Annotated in this window: 17 protein-coding genes and 1 pseudogene; 12 read left to right on the forward strand and 6 right to left on the reverse strand. The window is 74.9% G+C overall.

All coding sequences use genetic code 11. The features are described from left to right. Positions 1–19 precede the first annotated feature (19 nt). Both ABZY91_RS10755 and ABZY91_RS10760 read right to left on the reverse strand, forming a co-directional pair. A complete protein-coding gene (locus ABZY91_RS10755) occupies positions 20–1,186 on the reverse strand; it encodes a CapA family protein (protein ID WP_329950871.1) in 1,167 nt (388 codons plus the stop codon). Between the two features lie 216 nt (positions 1,187–1,402). Next, the gene (locus ABZY91_RS10760; protein ID WP_355401456.1) at positions 1,403–2,116 is read right to left on the reverse strand and encodes a M24 family metallopeptidase; all 714 of its coding nucleotides are present in this window, start codon (positions 2,114–2,116) and stop codon (positions 1,403–1,405) included. A gap of 337 nt (positions 2,117–2,453) precedes the next feature. On the opposite strand from ABZY91_RS10760, the gene ABZY91_RS10765 reads away from it, so the two are divergent. Beyond that, on the forward strand, positions 2,454–3,674 hold the full coding sequence (locus ABZY91_RS10765; RefSeq protein WP_355401458.1) for a M48 family metalloprotease: 1,221 nt from the start codon (positions 2,454–2,456) through the stop codon (positions 3,672–3,674). A 37-nt stretch (positions 3,675–3,711) separates the two neighbouring features. Next, positions 3,712–4,134: a MarR family transcriptional regulator gene (locus tag ABZY91_RS10770; protein WP_329878265.1), complete on the forward strand. Its 423-nt coding sequence runs from the start codon at positions 3,712–3,714 to the stop codon at positions 4,132–4,134. Between the two features lie 114 nt (positions 4,135–4,248). On the opposite strand, the gene ABZY91_RS10775 is transcribed toward ABZY91_RS10770, so the two are convergent. Continuing rightward, the gene (locus ABZY91_RS10775) at positions 4,249–5,205 is read right to left on the reverse strand and encodes an NADP-dependent oxidoreductase (RefSeq protein WP_355401460.1); all 957 of its coding nucleotides are present in this window, start codon (positions 5,203–5,205) and stop codon (positions 4,249–4,251) included. 175 nt (positions 5,206–5,380) lie between these two features. Here ABZY91_RS10775 and ABZY91_RS10780 point away from each other — a divergent pair, with 175 nt between their 5' ends. After that, positions 5,381–6,817 (forward strand): LuxR C-terminal-related transcriptional regulator, encoded by a 1,437-nt coding sequence (locus ABZY91_RS10780; RefSeq protein ID WP_355401462.1) that lies wholly within the window; start codon positions 5,381–5,383, stop codon positions 6,815–6,817. Between the two features lie 75 nt (positions 6,818–6,892). Here ABZY91_RS10780 and ABZY91_RS10785 read toward each other — a convergent pair whose 3' ends face one another. Continuing rightward, positions 6,893–7,336, reverse strand: a complete 444-nt coding sequence (locus ABZY91_RS10785; protein WP_355401464.1) for an SRPBCC family protein — start codon at positions 7,334–7,336, stop codon at positions 6,893–6,895. A gap of 305 nt (positions 7,337–7,641) precedes the next feature. On the opposite strand from ABZY91_RS10785, the gene ABZY91_RS10790 reads away from it, so the two are divergent. The 4 genes from ABZY91_RS10790 to ABZY91_RS10805 all read left to right on the forward strand — a co-directional run bounded on the left by ABZY91_RS10790 (position 7,642) and on the right by ABZY91_RS10805 (position 11,044). Continuing rightward, positions 7,642–8,802 carry an NAD(P)-binding protein gene (locus ABZY91_RS10790; protein ID WP_355401466.1) on the forward strand — a complete coding sequence of 387 codons (1,161 nt, stop codon included), beginning with the start codon at positions 7,642–7,644 and terminating at the stop codon, positions 8,800–8,802. Between the two features lie 321 nt (positions 8,803–9,123). Continuing rightward, entirely contained in the window at positions 9,124–9,657 is a 534-nt protein-coding gene (locus ABZY91_RS10795; protein ID WP_355401468.1) for an N-acetyltransferase, read from the forward strand. A 122-nt stretch (positions 9,658–9,779) separates the two neighbouring features. Beyond that, complete coding sequence (locus ABZY91_RS10800) at positions 9,780–10,439, forward strand: hypothetical protein (RefSeq protein ID WP_355401470.1); 660 nt, start codon at positions 9,780–9,782, stop codon at positions 10,437–10,439. Beyond that, positions 10,436–11,044, forward strand: a complete 609-nt coding sequence (locus ABZY91_RS10805; RefSeq protein WP_355401472.1) for a hypothetical protein — start codon at positions 10,436–10,438, stop codon at positions 11,042–11,044. Before ABZY91_RS10800 ends, ABZY91_RS10805 begins: the two co-directional genes overlap by 4 nt. A gap of 62 nt (positions 11,045–11,106) precedes the next feature. Here the strand turns inward: ABZY91_RS10805 and ABZY91_RS10810 are convergent, their stop codons facing one another. Beyond that, a complete protein-coding gene (locus ABZY91_RS10810) occupies positions 11,107–11,604 on the reverse strand; it encodes a YbaK/EbsC family protein (RefSeq protein WP_355401503.1) in 498 nt (165 codons plus the stop codon). Positions 11,605–11,637: 33 nt separating this feature from the next. Then, a pseudogene (locus tag ABZY91_RS10815) lies at positions 11,638–13,347 on the reverse strand (2-isopropylmalate synthase); the annotation flags it as partial. 795 nt (positions 13,348–14,142) lie between these two features. Here ABZY91_RS10815 and ABZY91_RS10820 point away from each other — a divergent pair. The 5 genes from ABZY91_RS10820 to ABZY91_RS10840 all read left to right on the forward strand — a co-directional run bounded on the left by ABZY91_RS10820 (position 14,143) and on the right by ABZY91_RS10840 (position 19,840). Further along, on the forward strand, positions 14,143–17,100 hold the full coding sequence (locus ABZY91_RS10820; RefSeq protein ID WP_355401474.1) for a nitrate- and nitrite sensing domain-containing protein: 2,958 nt from the start codon (positions 14,143–14,145) through the stop codon (positions 17,098–17,100). Next, positions 17,100–17,531 (forward strand): roadblock/LC7 domain-containing protein, encoded by a 432-nt coding sequence (locus ABZY91_RS10825; protein ID WP_329878284.1) that lies wholly within the window; start codon positions 17,100–17,102, stop codon positions 17,529–17,531. Before ABZY91_RS10820 ends, ABZY91_RS10825 begins: the two co-directional genes overlap by 1 nt. Positions 17,532–17,598: 67 nt before the next feature. Then, a complete protein-coding gene (locus ABZY91_RS10830; protein ID WP_329878494.1) occupies positions 17,599–17,964 on the forward strand; it encodes a DUF742 domain-containing protein in 366 nt (121 codons plus the stop codon). Between the two features lie 3 nt (positions 17,965–17,967). Next, complete coding sequence (locus ABZY91_RS10835; protein WP_355401476.1) at positions 17,968–18,621, forward strand: ATP/GTP-binding protein; 654 nt, start codon at positions 17,968–17,970, stop codon at positions 18,619–18,621. A gap of 85 nt (positions 18,622–18,706) precedes the next feature. After that, on the forward strand, positions 18,707–19,840 hold the full coding sequence (locus ABZY91_RS10840) for an FAD-dependent monooxygenase (RefSeq protein WP_355401478.1): 1,134 nt from the start codon (positions 18,707–18,709) through the stop codon (positions 19,838–19,840). Positions 19,841–19,956 lie beyond the last annotated feature (116 nt).

Consider the following 19,956-nt stretch of genomic DNA (forward strand, 5'->3'; position numbering starts at 1 on the left):
GGGACCCGGCGCGCGGAGGTCAGCGCGTGGGGCTCGGTGCGGGGGTCAGCCCCGTACAGCCGCGCAGGCCGTCGCGCCGCTTGAGGGCGGCGGTCGCCGCGGCGCCGGACTGCGGGACGGGTACGCCCTTGTCGTCGATGGTCGCCGGCGCGAACGCCTCGCCGAGCACCTTCCCGGTCGGGCTGACCGTCAGCGTCGTCACGCCGGTCTCGTTGGAGTTGGCGTAGTTGGACGTGCCGTACCAGAGGAAGTTGCCGAAGCCGTACCCGACGTAGGTGGCGCCGAGCATTCCGGAGCCGAGCATGGTGTGCGCGTGGGTGCCGACCACGGCCGTGGCGCCGGCGGTGGCGAGCTTCCGGGCGATGGTGGTCTGGGCGTTGGTCGGACAGGCCTTGCCCTCGTCGCCCCAGTGCAGGTAGACGAGCACCACCGGCGCCTGCTTCTTCGCCGTCTCGACCGCCTTGACCAGCGCGGCGGCGTCCAGCGCCGAGGCGATGCCGGGCTTGTTGGCGCCGGCGCGCCACTTCTGGTTGGTGAGGTCCTCGACCTGGCTGGCCGCGACCACCGCGACCTTCACCCCGCGCACGGTGGACACGTACGGGGCGTACGCCTCCTGCGCGTTGCGGCCGAAGCCGACGATCGGGACCGGCGAGGAGTCCTGGGCGGCGAGGGTGTCGGTGAGGCCCTCGGCGCCGAAGTCCACGGCGTGGTTGTTGGCGAGGGAGATCACGTCGACGCCCGAGCCCTTCAGCGCGGTGAGCGCCTTGGGGGAGGTGCGGAAGGTGTAGGTCTTGGCCTCGGGGGCACCGCGTTCGGTGATCGCGGTCTCCAGGTTGAGCACGGCCAGGTCGGCGGCCGAGAGCGTCCTGGCGATGGGGCCGAGCGCCGTCTCGGGCGCCTTCACGCCCAACCGGGCCTCGGTGCGGCCCTCGAAGTGCACGTCTCCGGCGAAGGCCACCGTGATGCTGCCGTCGGGGCGGGGAGCCGCGTCGGCGCCGTCGGAGGAGGTCGGGTCGTCCGGAGTGCCGGACGCCTCCGGGGCCGCCTTCGCCGCCTCGGCCGCCGCACTCGCGGCCTTGGCCTCCTTGGCCGCCTTGACGGTGGCCGGGTCGGGGTCGTCCGGTCCGCAGGCGGCGACGGGTATCAGCCCGAGCAGCAGTGCGACGGCGGCCGCGGCACGGCGCATGTGTTCCCCCCGTGGGTCGGTCCAAGAGCGCGGTCAGCCTACGCCACTCCCCCACTCCCCCTCCGCCACGCCTCCACGAACCGCGCCCGCCCGCCGCCCGGTGTCCGCCCCGCCCCGCCCCACCCGTGCGACCGACGGGACGGGTGGGGCTGACGGGGTGGACGGGACTCGCGGAACGGCTGCGGCGGGGCGGGGCGGTGGCGGGCTCCTCCCGGCTCAGGCCAGGTCGAGCAACTGCTCGTAGAACCCGCCGAACCCGCGCTCCCGGTCGACCAGATGGAGTTCCAGGATCCAGTGGCAGACCCGGCCGGCCCGGTCGGTGCGGCGCAGCGGGGTGTCGTTCTCCGGCGTGATGTAGGACTCGGCCCTGGCACCCTCGTTGGTCTCGTGCGGGAACTCGCCGACGAGGTGGCCGGCGTGCCAGATGCCGATGGACCAGCCGGCCTCGGCCGCCAACCGCTCGACCTCGGCGTGCAGCCGCCGGCCGGTGATGTCCGGGTCGGCGGCGAAGGCGGCGCGTCCGGCGTCGAAGATGCGCGGCAGGTCGTGCAGGAGGCGGTGCTTCACGGGGTCGTCGCCGAAGACGTAGGTGCGGCCGAAGTCCGCCTCGTACTCCTCGAAGATCGGGCCGAAGTCGGCGAAGGCGATGTCGTCGGCCCCGATCACGCGGTCCGGCGGGTTCTCCCGGTAGGGCGCGAGGGTGTTGGGGCCGGAGCGGACGATGCGCTTGTGCCAGTGCCTGGTGGTGCCGAACATCTCGTCGGCGAGGTCCCGGACGAGGTCGCCGGCCTCCCGCTCCCCGCGGCCCGGCGCCACCAGTCCGCGTGCCTCCACTTCGGCGAAGAGGGCGATCGCCTTCTCCTGCGCCTCGATCAGCCCTTCGGCCCGACCGGCCTCCGGCGTTCCGTTCCCGGACGATTCGACCCCCACGGCCGCTCCCCTTCCTTCTGCACCACTCCGCACCCGCGCGACGACGTCGCGGACGCAGGTCAGTCTTGCCCGCCGCCGTGGCGGTGGCGAGCAGATATCGCGCCGTGCCCCGAGGGGACGGAGGGCGCTCCGCGCGGGCACCCGTGGCGCCGCGGGCCGGGCACGGGGGTGCCATGCTGATACCCGGCGGCCCGCACGGCCGGGGGCTGCCCGGCCGGCGCGCAAGGGCCGCCGGACAGGCACGGACCGACAGGCACGGACCGACAAGCAAGGGCAGACAGGCAACGGCCGACAGACGACGGCCGGCAGCTGACGAGTTTCGGATGACGGATAACAGATGACGGATTCTGTCCGACCACACCCGGGCGGCACCGAGCCCGGCCCCGCCCCCGCGCCGGCCTCCCCCGAGTCCGACTTCACCCCCGCCCAGCGCGCCCGCGGCCGGGCGCTGCGCCGCGCCGGGCTCCCCTGGGCGCTGGGCGGACGGCTCACCGGCCTGACGCTGACGCTCGCGCTCGGGCTGACCCCCGCCGGGGCCGGGCTCGTGACGGCGGTGGGCGGCCGGTTCGGCGGCTCCCGTACGGCGGAGGTGCTGGCCGGAGCGGGTGCGCTGGTGCTCCTCGGCCGGGCGGCCCAGCTGCCGTTCGGGGCGGGCGCCCGGTCGGTGCGGACCCGGTTCGGCCTGGTGACCCAGGGCTGGGCCGGCTGGGCCGCGGACCTGGCGCGCGGACTCGCCCTGACCCTCGCCCTGGTGCTGCCGACGGCCTTCGGCCTGTACGCGCTCACCGACCGGTCGCCGGAGCACTGGTGGGTGCCGGCCGCGGGCGCGGCCGCGCTGCTGACGGCGGCGCTCTCCTTCCTCTACCCCCTCCTCGTCGAGCCGGTGTTCAACCGGTTCACCCCGATGGAGCCGGGCCCGCTGCGCGAGGCGCTGCTGACTCTCGCCGAGCGGGACGGCGTCCGCGTGCGGGACGTCCTGGTGGCGGACGCGTCGCGCCGGACGACGGCGCTGAACGCCTACGTCTCGGGACTCGGCGCGACGCGGCGGATCGTCGTGTACGACACGCTGCTGTCCACCGCCGAGCCGCGCGAGGTGGAGCTGGTGGTGGCGCACGAGCTGGGGCACGTGAAGCACCGGGACGTGCTGACCGGCACGGTGCTGGGCGCCGTGGGGGCGGCGGTCGTGGTGGCACTGCTGGGCCTGGCCCTCGGCCGGGGCCCGCTGCTGTCGGCCGCGGGCGCCACGGACGCGGCCGACCCCCGTTCGCTGCCGCTGCTGGCGGCGTGCGCGGCGCTGCTGGGCGCGCTGTCCGGTCCGGTGCAGTGTGCGGTGAGCCGCCGCGTCGAGGTCCGGGCCGACCGGCACGCCCTCGAACTCACTTCGGACGCCGAGCAATTCATCGCGATGCAGCGCAGACTGGCCCTGACCAACGTGTCCGACGTCGACCCGCCCCGGGTGCTTGAACTACTGTTCGCCACTCACCCGAGCGCAACGCGCCGGATCGCGGCCGCCCGAGCCTGGCAGGCACGTCGCACCGCACACAAACTCGTTGTATAGTGCAACAAATATCGGAAGCCGAGGAGGTGGGTCCACCATGCCCGACCGCGAGACGTCGATCGACACCATCCAGCGCGAGCTGACCGCCTTCGCCCGCCGGGCCCGCCACAAGGCCTCGCAGCTGCATCCGGACCTCTCCCTGGTCACGTACAGCATCCTGGACCTCATCACGGAGCGCGGCGGCTGCCGGGCCGCGGACGTCGCCGCGCACTTCATGCTCGACAAGTCCACCGTCAGCCGCCAGGTCACCGCGCTGGAGAAACTCGGCCTGCTGCGCCGGGAGACCGACCCCGAGGACCAGCGCGGCCAGATCCTGCGCGCCACCGACGCCGGCCTGACCCTGCTGCGCGAGGCCAACGAGCACCGGCGGGTCTCCTTCTCCGCCCGCTTCACCGACTGGTCGGACGAGGACGTCGCCCGGTTCTCCGCGTACCTGGCCCGCTACGGCGCCGAGGACTGACCGGCCGGCCGCGCCGGGACGACGGTCACCGAACGAGGCGGCCGGCGAGGCGGCCGACCCGCCCCCCTCAGCGACTCGGCGATCGGCGGCTCGGCGGCTCAGCGGCTCGGCGGCTCAGCCGACCGTGAGGACGATCTTGCCGCGGACGTGGCCGCCCTCGCTCTCGCGCTGCGCCTCGGCCGCCTCCGCCAGCGGGTAGACCCGGTGCAACGGCAGGACCAGCCCGCCCCCCTCGAACAGGGCGAGCGCACCCGCCAGGGCCGGCCCCTGGTAGTCGGCCGGCTCGGTGCCGCCGGTGAACCGCACGCCGTGCTCGGCGGCGCCCTGCCAGTCGGCGATGGCCAGCACGTTCTCCGCTCCGCCCGCCAGCTCGACGGAGAGCGGCAGGACGCCGCCGAGGCCCGCCGCGTCCAGGACCCGGTCCACACCCTCCGGGGCGGCGGCCCGCACCCGCCCGGCCAGACCGTCCCCGTAGACGACCGGGACGGCGCCCAGGTCGCGCAGGTGCGGGTGGTTGGCCTCGCTCGCGGTGCCGATCACCCGGATCCCGCGCTGCCGGGCGAACTGCAGCAGGATCGTGCCGACCCCGCCCGCCGCACCGTGCACCAGCAGCGTCCCGCCCGGCTCGACGGCCAGCAGGTCGAGCGAGCGCCACGCGGTCTCGGCGGCCACCGGGATCGCCGCGGCCTGCTCCCAGCCCAGCCCGGCGGGCTTGCGGGCCAGCTTGTCGGCCGCCGCCAGCACGTGCTCCGCGTAGCCGCCGCCGTGGACCGCGCCGAACACCTCGTCACCGACCTGCCACGCGGTGACGTCCTCGCCCACCGCCTCCACGACGCCCGCCACCTCGTAGCCGGTGACGGCGGGGAAGGTGACCGGGAAGAACTCGGTGATCGAGCCCGAACGCACCTTGTGGTCCAGCGGGTTCACGCCTGCGGCGCGGACGGCGATCCGCACCTGGCCGGCGCCGGGCGCGGGCACCTCGATCTCGATCGGGCGCAGCACGTCGAGGCCGCCGTACTCGGCGAAGCCGATGGCCTTGGTCGGAAGGGTGCCGGGATCGGCGTCGGTCATGGGGATTCCACCGTTCTCTCGTCTGTCTCTGCCGGGGTCTCGGTGTCGGGTGCGGCGCCGAGGTGACGGTCCCAGCCTGTCCGTGGTGGAGGCGATCCCCCGCCGGTCGTTCGGCCGGTTCGGCCTGGCCGTTCGGCCAGGCCGCGCCGGGCGGGCCCGGTCTACGCTGGACGGCATGGTGGAACAGGCACGCGCAACGGGCCGGGCCCGGACGGCGGCACCGGTCCGAACGGCCGAGACCCGGTCGACGAACCCCGCCCGGACGGTGGACCGGGCCCCCGGCGGCGAGCGGGCCGCGTGGTCCTGGGACCGGCCGGAGGGCGCGCTGGCCCGGGTCGTCGAGGTGCTGCGCACGCCCCGGCCGGCGATCATGCCGAGGCTCTCGGAGGTGACCGCCGACCTCGTCCCGCACGTCGCGCTCGCCCAGCTCAGCGGCGTCTGCACCTACTCACCGGCCAGCGCCTTCGGCCCCGAGGAACTGTCCACCCGGATCACCAGCCCGGAGCTGGCCCGGGTCGCCGAGGCGGTGCAGCCGGGCCGGCCGTGGCAGGGTGAGGCCGTCCTGGCCGGGCGGTCACGGCCGGCGGTCGCGGTGGCGTCGGCACCGGCCGGCAGCAACGGCGCGCTGCTGGTACTGGTGCGGGCGACCGCCGGGCCCCTCGCCCCGCTGCCCGAGCTGCCGCTCGCCCTGCTCCAGCAGCTCTGGGAGCTGGTGACCACGCACTCCCACCACCGGGCCATCGACGCCGCCCCCGCGCATGCCGCCGCCTCCCGCGCCTCGGCCGCCGCCAGGGCCCGCGCGATCGCCGAACTGAGCGGTGCGCACGCCTCCGCGCTCTCGGCGATCCTCGCGCCGCTGCGCGCCGCAGCCCTGGACGACGCCACCGCCCGGCGCAGTGCCACCGACCTGGCCGTCACCGCCCTGCTCGACCTGCGCGGGGCCGCCGACCTCGACCGCGAGCTGAGCGAGGAGCCCGCGGCCACCGCGTTCGCCCGACTCGCCGACGTGCTGAGGCCGTTGCTCCGGCACAGTCCGGTCCGGCTGGACCTGCTGGCGCCGACGGCCGGCGACCGGTCCGTCCCCGCCGACACCGCGCACACCGCGCGGGCGGCCGTCCGCTCCACCGTGCTGGCCATGCTGGAGCAGGACGATCTGGGCCGCCTGCACGTGAGTTGGCAGTTCGTGGACGGCACGCTGCGCGCCGTCGTCCGGGACGACGGCCCGGGGCTGCTCACCCCCGACGCGCTCGCCGTCCACCGCACCGCCGACCGGATCGCCGCCCTGGCGGGCCGGTTGACGGTCGACGCCGTCCCCGGCTGGGGCACGACGGTCACCGTCGACCTGCCGCTGAACGTGGCGGCGGCCCCGGTCACCTCGGTGGATCCGCTGGAGGGCCTTCAGCCGCGGGAGTTGGAGGTCCTCGACCAGCTCGCCCAGGGCCGCCGCAACCGGGAGATCGCCCAGGCCCTGCACATCAGCGAGTCGACGGTGAAGTTCCACGTGGCCAACATCCTGGCCAAGCTGGACGTCAGCTCCCGCGGCGAGGCCGCCGCCCTCGCCCACCGCGCCGGGCTGTCCTCGACCCCGCCGTCCCTCCACGCCGCGTCCTGAGCGGCCGGCCCGGCACCGGACGCACCTGCCCGCCGGCCGCCCCGCGTGCCCGGGGGCCGCGGGGCCCGGAGGGGGTCAGGACCGCTCGACGGCGGCCTTGATGCGGCGGCCGAAGTCGGGGGCGTCCTTGCGGGCCGCGCGCAGCGCCGGGGCCACCAGGAGTTTGCCGAGCCCGTGGCCGTCCAGCTCGTTGAAGATGCGGACCCGGGTGCCGCCGCCCGGGAGCGGTTCGAGGTCGTAGCCGCCCTCGGCGGTGATCAGGTTCTTGCTCTGCTCGGTCCAGCGGATCGTGTGCGGCGGCTCCAGCGCGGTGATGCGGAACTCCCGGGAGGTCTTCACCCCGGCGTCCTTCACCGTGCTGCGGAAGACCGTCCCGACGGCGGTCGGGCCGTCCGGGGTCTTCTCGATCGACTGGACCCGGGGGCTGAACTCCGTGTCGTTGCGGCCGTCGGCCAGGTAGGCGAAGACGTGCTCCACCGGCCGGTCGACCTCGACGCTCGTGTCGAACATTCCGGACATGCCGGCTCCTCGCGGGGTGCGGTCGGGCACTGCGGTGCTGCGGGTACTGCGGTCGGACACTGCGGTGCCGCGGGTACTGCGGTACGGCGCGGCCAGGATTTCAGAGAGCCGCCCACCCCGCCTCCCGGGCGCCGGGTCCGGCCGTGCCGCCGGACGCGCCGGAAGCGCCGGAGCGGAGCAGCCGGGCGGCGGGACGGGGCCGGGGCAATCCTCTGCGGATCGGCTGTCACATTCCGGCGGGCTGCTCCGTCCCCTTGTCGACGGCGACCGGAAGCGGCCGCCCGGCACCCGGAGGGGCACAGGACATGGCGCAGCACATCACGGTCGTCGGCGGCGGTTTCGGCGGACTGACGGCGGCGATCTCGGCGGCCGAGGCGGGGGCTGCGGTCACCCTGCACGAGGCGCACGGAACGCTCGGCGGGCGGGCCCGGACGGCGCAGGCGCCGTACCGGACCAACGAGGGCCCGCACGCGTTCTACCGCCGGGGGCCGCACTGGACGTGGCTGCGGCAGCGCGGGCTGGTCGGGCCACTGGCCCGGATCCCGGCGGCGGAGGCCCTGCGGATGCGCTACCACCGGGACGGCGGGCTGCACCGTCTGCCGCCGGTCGGGCTCACGCGGCTGGCGCGGCGGCGCGGGGCCCCGGTGGGCCGGACCTTCCTGGGCTGGGCGAGCGAGGTGGCGGGTGAGCGGACCGCGCGGGCGGCGGCGAACTTCGTGGCCGTCGCCACGTTCCACCACGACCCCGGGCTGCTGTCGGCGGCGTTCGTCCAGGAGCGGCTCCGCCGGTCCGCGAGCCTCGTGCCGGAGGCGCGGTACCCGGTGGGCGGCTGGCAGTCGGTGATCGACCGGATGGCGGCGCGGGCCCGCGAGCTGGGTGTGCGGATCGAGACGGGCGCCCGGGTGGACGACCTTCCGGTCGGGGGCGGCCCGGTGATCGTGGCGACCGCCCTGGACTCGGCGCGGCGGCTGCTGGGCGACGACGGCCTGGTCTGGCACAGCGGTCGGACGCTGTTGCTCGACCTGGCGGTGCGGTCGCGGCGCGGCGACGCGTTCTTCGTCTCGGACCTGGACGGCCCGGGGTGGGTGGAGCGGTTCACCGCACAGGACGGGAGTCTGGCGCCTGCCGGGGAGGAGCTGATCCAGGCCCAGTTCCCGCTCGCCCCGGGCGGGCGGAAGGAGGACGGGACCGCCCGGGCCGAACGGCTGCTGGACCTGGGCTTCCCCGGCTGGCGCGAGCGCGTGGTGTGGCGGCGCACGGCGGTGGCCGGCGGCCGGACCGGCGCGGTGGACCTGCCCGGTACCTGCTGGCGCGACCGCCCGGCCGTCGACCGGGGCGACGGCGTGTACCTGGTGGGCGACCAGGTGGCGGCGCCGGGCGTACTGAGCGAGGTGTCGTTCACCAGCGCGCTGGAGGCCGTCTCGCTGGCCGTCGCGCAGCGCCCGGCGAGCCGGGTCTCCCGCTGAGGGTGCCAGGGCGTGCACGGGACGGGCGGGTGGCGGGCGCGGACGGCCCTGGCGCGGGTCTTCGGCCCGGGCGGCCCGGGCTGAGCCCCGACACCGCCCCGACCGCCCCGGGCTGCCCGAAAACGGTGTGCGCCGCCTCCGGGCACCGTGCTACGTTCGGCCGTCCGAGCTCGACCGGGGACCGACCCGGAGACAGGAGGTGAATCGTGGCCGCGGTGACCGCTGCTGCGCACGTGCTGCGTGGCGTCCCGACTGCCCTCACCTCCCGGGTCCCGGTCTGACGTTTCTCGCGACGGGACCCCTTCCTCCAAGGGTTCTCCCATGTCTTCTTCTTCCTCCTCGTCCTCCTCCTGGCACACCCGTGTCGAGACGCCGTCCGACGTCCCGACCGTGCGTGAGCTGACGCTGGCCGCCTTCGGCCGGCCGATGGAGGCCGACCTCCTCGATGCCCTGCGGGCCGACGAGGCCTGGATCGGCGGTCTCTCAACCGTCGTCACCGACGCCTCCGGCACGCTCGCCGGCCACGTGGCCTTCACCCGCGCCCACATCGGGGACGTCCCGGCCCTCGCCCTGGCGCCGGTCTCCGTGCGACCGGACCGGCAGCGGTCCGGTGCCGGATCCGCCGTCGTCCTGGCCGGGCTGGACGCCGCCCGTGCGACGGGCGAGCGGTTCGTCATCCTGCTCGGCCACCCGTCGTACTACCCGCGGTTCGGTTTCGGCCGGGCCTCGGAGCACGGGATCGTCCTCACCCTCGACGCGCCCGACGAGGCGTGGATGGCCCTGAGCCTGGACGCCGAGCGGCACCCGCTGCCGTCCGGGACGGCCCGCTGGGCCGCGCCGTTCGGCATCGCGTAACGGACACCGCCGCCCCGGTGCGGCTTCCCCTCCAGATTGCTGGGATGGAAGCCGCGCCGGGGTGCACCCGAGGATTCCGGTAGTCAGTTCGGGACCGTTCCCCCTACCGGAGGGATCTCCGCATGACCGTCACGTCCCCCGCCCCCAAGCGTCGGCGGGCCGTCTTCACCACGGGCCTCACCACGGGCTTCGCCGCGATCCTCGCGGTCACGGGCCTCGGGCTCGGCGCGGCGCCCGCGCACGCCACCCCGCCGCCCGGGGCCACCTGCAACCCCAACATCGAGAGCATCTGGGACGACATCACCTCCGCCACGATCACCCCGGTGATCACGGAGTTCACCTCGTTCAACATCACGCCCGGGACGACCGGGCAGCAGACGCAGCGCCTCAGCGTCCTGAACACGGTCACCACGAAGATCAACAACAGCGCGGACTTCAGCGCCGGTTACAAGTCCACCCTGTCCGAGGTCGGCGTCAAGGTCGGGTTCCAGGTCGCCAACGAGCGCACCAGCACCCGGACCACGGAGCTGAGCCGGGTCGTCAACCTGAACGCGCCCGGCTACTACGGGATCTACCGGGGCGTCCTGCGGGTCGACGGCGAGTGGTCGCGGTACCTGTGCGCCCGGTCCGGCGCGGCCTCGGGCTACTGGATCAACGCGAGCCAGACGGGCACGGGCCAGTACACGACCTTCAACTTCCCCGAGGAGGGCACGGTCTCCTGCCCGTCGCCCGAGCCCGCCGGCACCGTCCGGGCCGCCGCCCGCAAGGAGCTGTGCAAGTGACGACCCGCAGGTACGACCAGGAGGGGAAGAGCATGACGAAGCGCAGGAGCGGGGCCGCCCGCCGCCTCGGTGCCGTCCTCGGCGCGGCCGTCACCGTCGGCGCGCTGCTGACGGTCGGGGCGCCGTCCGCGGCGGCCGACCCGATGGACGGCTACAGCTGCGAGGGCGGCGGGTACCGGATCCTCACCCCGCACACCTACGGCGGTGAGCGGATGGTGCTCCAGGTCTCGCAGGAGCGGGGCGAGCACGGCTCGATCATCCAGGCCCCGTGGGACGGGGAGGCCGTCCAGCAGTGGCAGCTCTGCAGCCGGCCCGACCCCAGCCACCCCGGCAGCAGGTTCTACAAGCTCAAGGACCACGCGCGCTGGTGGTGCCTGGCCGTCGACCAGGGGTACGAGGGCGACGGCGCCTGGCTCCTCACCGAGGGATGCAGCACGGCCACGCGGCAGGTGTTCTGGAGCAAGCCGGTCCCGGGCACCGACCTGGTCGCGCTCCAGGCCCAGCACAGCAACAGCTGGGTGGCCGTCCAGGGCGGGTGGTGGGCGGCGCACGCCGTCCAGATGCAGTTCCAGGCCGACCTGTTCACGCTGCACAAGGTCTGGTAGCGGGAGGGGGACCGCGGAGTCCTCCCGGCGCCGGGCAGCGGCCGGGAGGACCTCCGGACGGGTCAGAGCACCCGCCGCTCCTCGGGGACGACCGCCGAGGGGGTGCCGCCGGTCAGCTTCAGCAGGTCGTCGTACGTCATCGGGACGACGGTGTGCGGGTGGCCCGCGGCAGCCCACAGCACCTCGTGGCCGGCGAGGTCGGTGTCGACGACGGTCCGCAGCGGGGCGGGGTGGCCGACGGGGGCGACGCCCCCGATGGCCTGGCCGGTGGCCTCGCGGACCTGCTCGGCGCCCGCCCGGGTGATCGGTCCGGTGCCCAGCCGCCGGGCCAGGTACTCGGTGTCGACGCGGTGGGCGCCACTGGTCATGACCAGCAGGGGCGCGCCGTCGCAGGTGAACACCAGGCTGTTGGCGATGGCGCCGACCTCGCAGCCGAGGGCGGCGGCGGCCTCGGCGGCGGTACGGGCGGAGTCGGGCAGGACCCGGATCTCGCCGGGCAGACCGGCCGCCGCGAGGGCGTCGGCGACCGCCTGACTGCGGGCGGGGAGGGAGGACGTCATCGCGCCGTCCTGCCGAACGCCCGCGGAACGCGCCCGGCCGCGCCCGACGGCGCTGAGGACGGCCCGGACCCCGGCGGTCAGGACGGAGGAGTCCCGTCCGACGCCCCAGACCACCTCGCCCCCGGCACCGCCGGTGTCCCCCGCGTCGTCCGTGCCGTCGGCGCTGCCGCCGCCCCCGATCCTGGCCTCCACGTACGCGACGGCGTCGCTGTCGGGGCCGGTGCGGACGGCGTGCTCGGTGAACCGGAGGATGTCGACGGGGTGCCCGGCCGCACGGAGCGCCGCGGACACCGCGTCCAGCGGCCCGTTGCCCTCGCCCCGGGACGCCGTGCCGTCGAGGGTGACCTCGGCCCAGTGCGCGCCGCCGGCCGTCTCCCCCGTGCGCCACGACGCGTCGACGGCGGCGTCCAGGTAGGTGGCCCGGAAGAGCGCGTAGAGCTCGTCGGCGGTGACCTCGCGCCCGCTGTCGTCCGTCGACTCCTGGACCACGCGCGAGAACTCGATCTGGAGGCGGCGCGGCAGGTCGAGGCCGTGCCCGGCCTGGAGCAGGTAGGCGATGCCGCCCTTGCCGGACTGGCTGTTGACCCGGATCACGGCCTCGTAGTCGCGGCCGAGGTCGGCCGGGTCGATCGGCAGGTAGGGGACGTCCCACGGGGCCAGGCCGGGCGGGACGCCCAGGCCGGCGGCGGTCGCGGCGTGGTGGGCGAAGCCCTTCTTGATGGCGTCCTGGTGGGTGCCGGAGAAGGCGGTGTGGACGAGGTCGCCGACGTAGGGGTGGCGTTCGTGGACGGGCAGCCGGTTGCAGTGCTCGACGGTGCGCCGGATCTCGTCGATGTCGGAGAAGTCGACCATCGGGTCGACGCCCTGGGTGTACAGGTTCAGCGCGAGGGTCGACAGATCGACGTTCCCGGTCCGTTCGCCGTTGCCGAAGAGGCAGCCCTCGACCCGCTGGGCGCCGGCCAGGACGGCCAGTTCCGCGCAGGCGACGCCGGTGCCCCGGTCGTTGTGCGGGTGGACGGAGAGGATCACCGAGTCCCGGCGGGCCAGGTGCCGGTGCAGGTACTCGATCTGGTCGGCGTAGACGTTGGGGGTGGCGATCTCGACGGTGGCGGGCAGGTTGTGGACGACCGGGCGGTCGGGGCTCGCGTCCCAGAGCGCGGTGAGGCCGTCGCAGAGCTCCAGGACGTAGTCCGGCTCGGTGAGGTTGAACACCTCGGGCGAGAACTGGAACCGCAGGCCGGGCCGGTCACCGGCCCGCCGGGCCATGTGCTCGGCGGCTCCGGTGACCAGCGCCCGGACCTCCTCGCGGCTGCGGCCGAGGACGACGTCCCGCCAGACGGGGGCGGTCGCGGTGTAGAGGTGGACGACGACCCGGGGCAGCCCCTCGACGGACTCGAAGGTGCGGTCGATGAGGTCGGCGCGGGCGGCGGTGAAGACGACGACGGTGACGTCCTCGGGCACCGCACCCGGCGTGGTGGCGAGGCGGCGGACGAAGTCGAAGTCGGTCCGGCTGGCGGAGGGGTAGCCGACCTCGATCTCCTTGAAGCCCATGGCCAGGAACAGGTCGAACATCCGCTGCTTGCGCGCCGGGTCCATCGGCTCGGCGAGCGCCTGGTTGCCGTCCCGCAGGTCGACGGGCACCCAGAGCGGGGCCCGCTCGATCCGCCGCGACGGCCACGCGCGGGCGGTGGCCTCGGGCAGCGGTACGCGACGGTGGGCGGGGCGGTAGCGGTGGAACGGCATCGCACTGCCGCGCTGCGGGTTCCAGGCGGGGGCGGCGGCCGGGACGGGGCCGGCGGGGGTGCGGAGGGTGGGGAACTGCGGGGTGGTGCCTGCGGCGGTCACGGGGGGTCCTTCGCTGCGCGGTTTCCGCGCGGTCGGTACCGGACGACGACCGGCAGCACGGCACCCCGCAGCGGGGTGCCGGTCCGGTCAGACCCCGCTGCGGCCACCGAGAAGGAGACTCCACGACTGCATAGCGGGTACCGTAACCACGATCCGTCGCCTCGGACAACTCGGTTCCGCAGAACGGACATCGGGCCGTGCGCCTCTGCGGGGCGCCCGCGCCGGGGCCCGGCCGGAGCGCGTCGGACGCCCTTCGGAGGGCGGGTCGGAGGGCAGGTCGGAGGCACGATCGGGCACGTCCCGGACGAATTCGGGGCACGGCCGCGGACACGGCCGCGACACCTCCGGGGGCGGGCCGCAGGGGCCGCCCGACGCCCGGCCGGGACGTTAACCGCACACTGACGCAATGTTAAGGACGTGTGTGCACGTCGTCCGAAGATCGAACGCGCTTTCACTCCTAACACACCGTATGACTAGTATCGCCTCGTCAAAAGACCGTGCCCCGGACGGCCCGGCCCTCACGGACCGGCCGCCAGCCCCAAGGAGACAGTTCTGCGCGCGCGTGCGAATCGGCGGCCCCCGACGCCGAAGGCCCCCCGCAGGCGTCCGCGCCTGTCACTGCGGACGGCACTGCTCGTCCTCGCCCTCGTCCCGAGTCTCGCCCTGGCCGCCCTCTGGGCCGTCACCAGCGGCGTGACCTTCTTCGACTTCCAACGCCAGGCGGCCCAGGGACTGCTGGCGCAGAAGGCGGGACAGCCGTCCAACATCGTCTACTACAACCTCCAGGAGGAGCGCCGGCTCAGTGCCGAGGCGCTCGCCCGGCCCGGCAGCGTCACGGACCAGCTGAAGCGCCAACGACAGCTGACCGACGAGGCCGTCACGAAGTTCCAGGCGCTCTCCGGCGAGACCGCCGACAGCGCGCCCACCGACGTCCGCAACGCGGTCGCCGAGGCGCGCCGCGCGCTCGGCAGGCTGGCCGAGCAGCGGTCCGCCGTCGACCGGGCCGCCGTCGACCAGCAGACCGTCTACGCGTACTACACGGACCTGATCGCCGTCGACCTCCGGCTGTTCACCGCGCTCAGCCACGTGGCCAACGGCGAGGTCACCTGGATCTCCAAGACCCTGGTCAACGCGTTCTGGGCCAAGGAGATGCTGGCCCGCGAGGACGCCATCCTGGCCCGCGGCTGGCCCTCCGGGAAGCTCAGCACCGCCGACTACCAGCTGCTCCAGCAGGCCATCGGCGCCCAGGACCACCTGTTCACCGTGCAGGTCGTCCCGTACGTGCCGGCCGACGAGCAGGGTGCCTGGCAGCAGCTCGCCAACAGCCCCGCCTGGCAGGCCAAGGCCACCGTCGAGCAGGCGCTGATCCGGCCCGCCACCGTCGACGCCGGCGGCAGCGTCAAGCTCCCGCAGCTCCAGGACCAGTGGCGACAGGCCCTCGACCAGGTCAACCCGGCACTGGTGAAGGCCATCGAGACCCGCACCGAGGGCGTCGTCGAGGTCGGCAAGGGCTCGATCATCTCGCTGCTCACCCGGGTCGCGCTGACCGCCGTGATCGGCCTGTTCGCGGTCGTCGCGGTGGTCCTCACCAGCTGGCGGCTCACCCGATCGCTGCGCCGCCGGATCAAGGAGCTCCAGAGCCAGGCCCAGGAGCTGGAGCGGACCCTGCCCGAGGTGGTGGAGCGGCTCTCGCAGGGCGAGCAGGTCGACGTCGAGGCGGAGAGCCGGGCCATCACGGCCGGACCGCACTCCAACGGCACCGACGAGCTGGCGCAGCTCGGCCAGGCGCTCAACCTGGCCCGCACCTCCGCGCTGGAGACGTCCGTCCGCCAGGCCGAGCAGCACCGCGGCTTCGAGCGGCTGCTCCAGCGGATCGCGCGCCGTACCCAGCTGCTGATCGGCCAGCAGCTGCGCAAGCTCGACGAGCTGGAGCGCAAGCACGAGGACCCGGAGGTGCTGGAGGGGCTGTTCGACCTCGACCACCTCACCGCGCGCCTGCGCCGCTACGAGGAGAACCTGGTCATCCTGGCCGGCGGCCAGCCGCAGCGGAAGTGGCGCAAGCCCGTCCCGCTGCTGGACGTGCTCCGCTCCGCCCAGGGCGAGGTGCAGGACTACCGCCGGATCATGCTGGACGTCGAGGGCCACCCGTGGCTCTCGGAGCGCGCCGTCGGACCGGTGGCCCACGTGGTCGCCGAGCTGATGGAGAACGCGGCGACCTTCTCGAAGCCGCCCACGCCGGTCGACGTGCGGGCGGCCGTCGTCGGACGCGGCCTCGCCATCGAGATCGAGGACCGCGGGCTCGGCATGGACCCGGACCAGTACGACGCGGCCAACGCGCTGATGACCAGCCCGCCCCGGATGGACGTGCTGGCCCGCGCCGACGACATCCGGCTCGGCTTCTACGTGGTCGCCCGGCTCGCGGCGAGCACCGGCATCAGGGTGGAGTTCCGGCCGTCGGCCTTCGGCGGCACCCGGGTGGTCGTGCTCGTCCCCGGCGAGCTCGTCATCGACGGGGACGCCGACCTGCCGGACGCCGTGCCGGTCGAGCCGATCCCGCTCGCCCGCCGCCAGCGCGGCGCGCACGGCAACGCGGTGCTGGCCTCGGTGACCGAGATGCCCGCTCTGTCGACCGCACCGACCGTGCCGACCGCTGGACCGGTGGTCCTGGTCGACGAGGAGGAGGAGGGACGCGCGGCCATCGAGGCGGCGTTCGGCGACAGCGTCGACACCACGGCCCCGGCCCCCACCGCCGCCGGTCCCTCCGACGGCCCCGGCGAGGCCGCCCCCGCCGACCGGGGTGCCTTCCCCGAGGCGGGCGGCTACCCGGAGCAGGGCGGCTACCCCGAGGGCCGCGGCTACTCCGGTGGCAAGACGTTCACCGACGACGACATCCCCCCGGACACCGACTGGTTCACCGGCAACCCCCGGCCGGAGCCCGCCGAGGCGTTCGCGCTCGTCGAGTACGTGACGCCCGCGGAGGCGGAGCAGCCCGTCGAGCACGGTTCGCCCGGCTACCAGGCCCCCGCGTACGGCGGACCCGGCTACGACGGCGCCCCGGCCCACGGCAGCCCCGCCCACGCCGGTGCCCCGGAGGCCGCGCTCCCGCCGTACGACGCCCCCGCGTACCCCGACATCGCCTACGCGACGGTGACGCCCGCCGAGGCGCCGTACGCCGACGAGCAGTACCGGCCCGCCGACCACTACCGGCTCGCGGAGCGCCGGGAGCGGCGCGAGTACGACTCCGCGATCCCGCTCAGCGCCCCGGAGACCGGCCAGCCGCCGCTCCCGCAGCGCGTCCGGCAGGCCAGCCTCGCCGCCGAGCTGCGGGTCCCGCCGCAGCCCCGGGCCGACCACGGCGCCACCGCCGGCGGGCAGGCCGACGCCCCCGGGCTCGTCGGGCAGGGTGGGCAGGACGGTGCGGCGGGGCCCTTCCAGCGGCCGCCCCGCCGGTCGGGCGCGACCATCGGCGCCTTCCAGCGCCAGTCCCGCGCCGCGCGCGGCCAGGGGCCGGACCCGGACGGCACGGGTCCCGAGTACCCCGACTCCCCGGCACCCCCCACCCACGCCGGCCCCCCGACTCCCGCGCCGGGCCCGTCCCCCTGGGCCCTCCCCGCCGCGGACCCCCGAACCACGAGGACGGAAGACCAGTGATGAACCGTACGATCGCCACCCACCAGGACCTGGACTGGCTGCTGGACGGACTCGTCGACTCGGTGGCCGGGACCAGAAGCGCCGTCCTGCTCTCCGACGACGGCCTGGTCGTCAGTCACTCGCGGACCATCGAGCGGTCGGACGCCGAGCGGCTGGCCGCCGTCGCCACCGGCCAGCAGAGCCTGGCCCGCGGCGTCGGCCAGCTCTTCGACGGCGGTCCGGTGCACCAGGTGATCGTCGAGCTGGCCGAGGTCTGGCTGTTCATCATCGCCGCCGCCCAGGGCACCCACCTGGCCGTGGTCGCCTCCCAGGAGGTGGACGCCGAGGTCATGTCGGTGGCCATGCACACCCTGGTGCAGCAGGTGGGCCAGAAGATGAGCACCCCGGCCCGCAACGAGTTCGACGCCTTCGCGGCCCGGAACCGGGGCTGAGACGCCGGTGCGCCCCCACTGGAGCGAGCCCGACGAGGACGACGACGAGGACTACGGCGCGGGCACGATGGTGCGCCCCTACACCATCACCCGCGGCCGGGTCGCGCCCGAACGCGACGACCTCACCCTGATCACCCTGCTGACCACCGTCGACGACCCGGCGGCCGAGGCGCTGGCCCGGGGCTCCCGGTCCGGGCCGCGCTCGCTGCAGCCGGAGCACCGGATGATCCTGGAGCGCTGCCGCCGTCCGGCCGCCGTCGCCGAGGTGTCGGCCGGCCTCAACCTGCCGGTCTCGGTCACCAAGATCCTGCTGGGCGATCTCATCTCGCAGGGCCTGCTGCTGGCCCGGCCGCCGCTCTCGGTGGCCCGGGTCAGCGGGGGCGTGGACCTCGGACTGCTGACGGCCGTACGCGAAGGACTCCGGAGACTCTGAACCATGGCACCGACCGCACCCCTCCCCTCCCCCGGACCGCACGCAGCGGGGCCGAACCGCCTGGCCGCCGGGGGCCCGGCCTCCCACGGCCCGACGACGGCCCCCGCCGCCGTCAAGATCCTGATCGCCGGCGGCTTCGGCGTCGGCAAGACCACCCTGGTCGGCTCGGTCAGTGAGGTCGCGCCGCTGCGCACCGAGGAGCTGCTGACCCGCGCCAGCGTCGGCGTCGACGACCTGTCGGGCATCGACAGCAAGGAGACCACCACCGTCGCCCTGGACTTCGGCCGGATCACGGTCAATCCGGAGCTGGTGGTCTACCTGTTCGGCACGCCCGGCCAGGAACGGTTCTGGTTCATGTGGAACGACCTGGTGAACGGCGCGCTCGGCGGGATCGTCATCGCCGACACCCGCCGGCTGGACACCAGCTTCGCCTCGATCGACTTCTTCGAGAGCCGGGGCATCCCGTTCGTGGTGGCGATCAACTGCTTCCACGCCCACAACACCCGCGGCCCGGAGGAGATCCGGGCGGCCCTGGACCTGGACCCGCAGGTGCCGATGCTGCTCGGCGACGTGCGGGAGCGGACCTACGGGCGGGACCTGCTGCTGGCCCTGGTCGACCATCTGATGGACCTCTCGACGGCCGCAGCGATCGGCTGAAACGTTTCTTCGCCCTCCGGCCCCTCCCCCGGCCGCCGGGCTCCCCCCTCCCCTCCCGCTTCCCCTTCCGCTTGGAGAACCCGTCATGACCCCACCCCTGCGCGTACTCGTCCACGGCGGCGGCATCGGCGGCCTGACCGCGGCCACCGCCCTCGCCCGGCGCGGCCACCGGGTCGACGTCGTCGAGCTGCGCGACGAACTGGAGGCGCTGGGCGTCGGCATCATCCAGCCGTCCAACGCGCTGCACGTGATGCGTGAGATCGGCGTGCTGGAGCAGTGCGTCAAGGCCGGCTTCGAGTGGGAGGTGCTGACCATCTGCGACCCGGCCGGCGTCACCGTCGCGAAGATCCCGCAGCCCCGGATGGGCGACGCGCCCTCCAACAACGGCATCCCGCGGCCGGTCCTGGCCCAGGTGCTCAACGAGGCCGCCACCGCCGCCGGCGCGAACATCCGGTTCGGCACCACGATCACCGAACTCGTCGACGAGGGCGAGGAGGTGGCGGTCACCCTGTCCGACGGGCAGAGCAGCCGCTACGACCTGGTGGTCGGCTTCGACGGCATCGGCTCGCCGCTGCGCCGGCACCTGTACGGCGAGACCTACGCGCCCGAGTACACCGGCTTCGCCAACTGGCGCGTCACGCTGCCGCGTTCGCCCGAGGTGCAGGGCGTCGTGATGTCCGCCGGCAACCTCAAGGCCAAGGCGCTGCTCACCCCGATCAGCGAGGACCTGATGTACCTGGGCTCGGTGTTCGCCGAGGCCGAGGACTTCCGGCCGGACCCGGAGCTGGCCCACGAGCAGCTGCGCGAGCGGCTGGCCGGCTTCGGCGGCCCGATCGCCGAGGCGCTGGCGCAGGTCGTCGACCCGGCGGCCGTGGTGTACACCCGGATCTCCCAGGTGACGGTCGAGGAGCCGTGGCACGTCGGCCGGGTGGTGCTGGCCGGCGACGCCGCGCACGCCTCCACCCCGCACCTGGCCCAGGGCGCGGCGATGGCCGTCGAGGACGCGCTGGTGCTCGCCCAGAGCCTGGACGCCGCCGAGACCGTGCCCGCCGCGCTGGCCGCCTGGGAGGAGCGCCGCCGGCCGCGTGCGATGTGGGTGCAGGCGCTGTCCCGGGCCATCCTCAAGCAGGAGACCGGCACGCCGACCACCGCGGAGGAGGACGAGCTGCTGAAGGTCGGCATCCCGGGCGCCGCGCACGTCCTCGTCCAGCCGTACTGAGCGCTCCCCCGGTTGTGACCGGCCCGGGCCCCGGCCCCGGGCCAACAACCGCCCGGCGGCGGGCCCCCCCGCGGGGGAAACCCCCGGGCGGCGCGCGGGGGCCGGCCCGGGCCGGG

It is taken from the genome of Kitasatospora sp. NPDC002965, assembly GCF_040611255.1.
Classification (GTDB): domain Bacteria; phylum Actinomycetota; class Actinomycetes; order Streptomycetales; family Streptomycetaceae; genus Kitasatospora.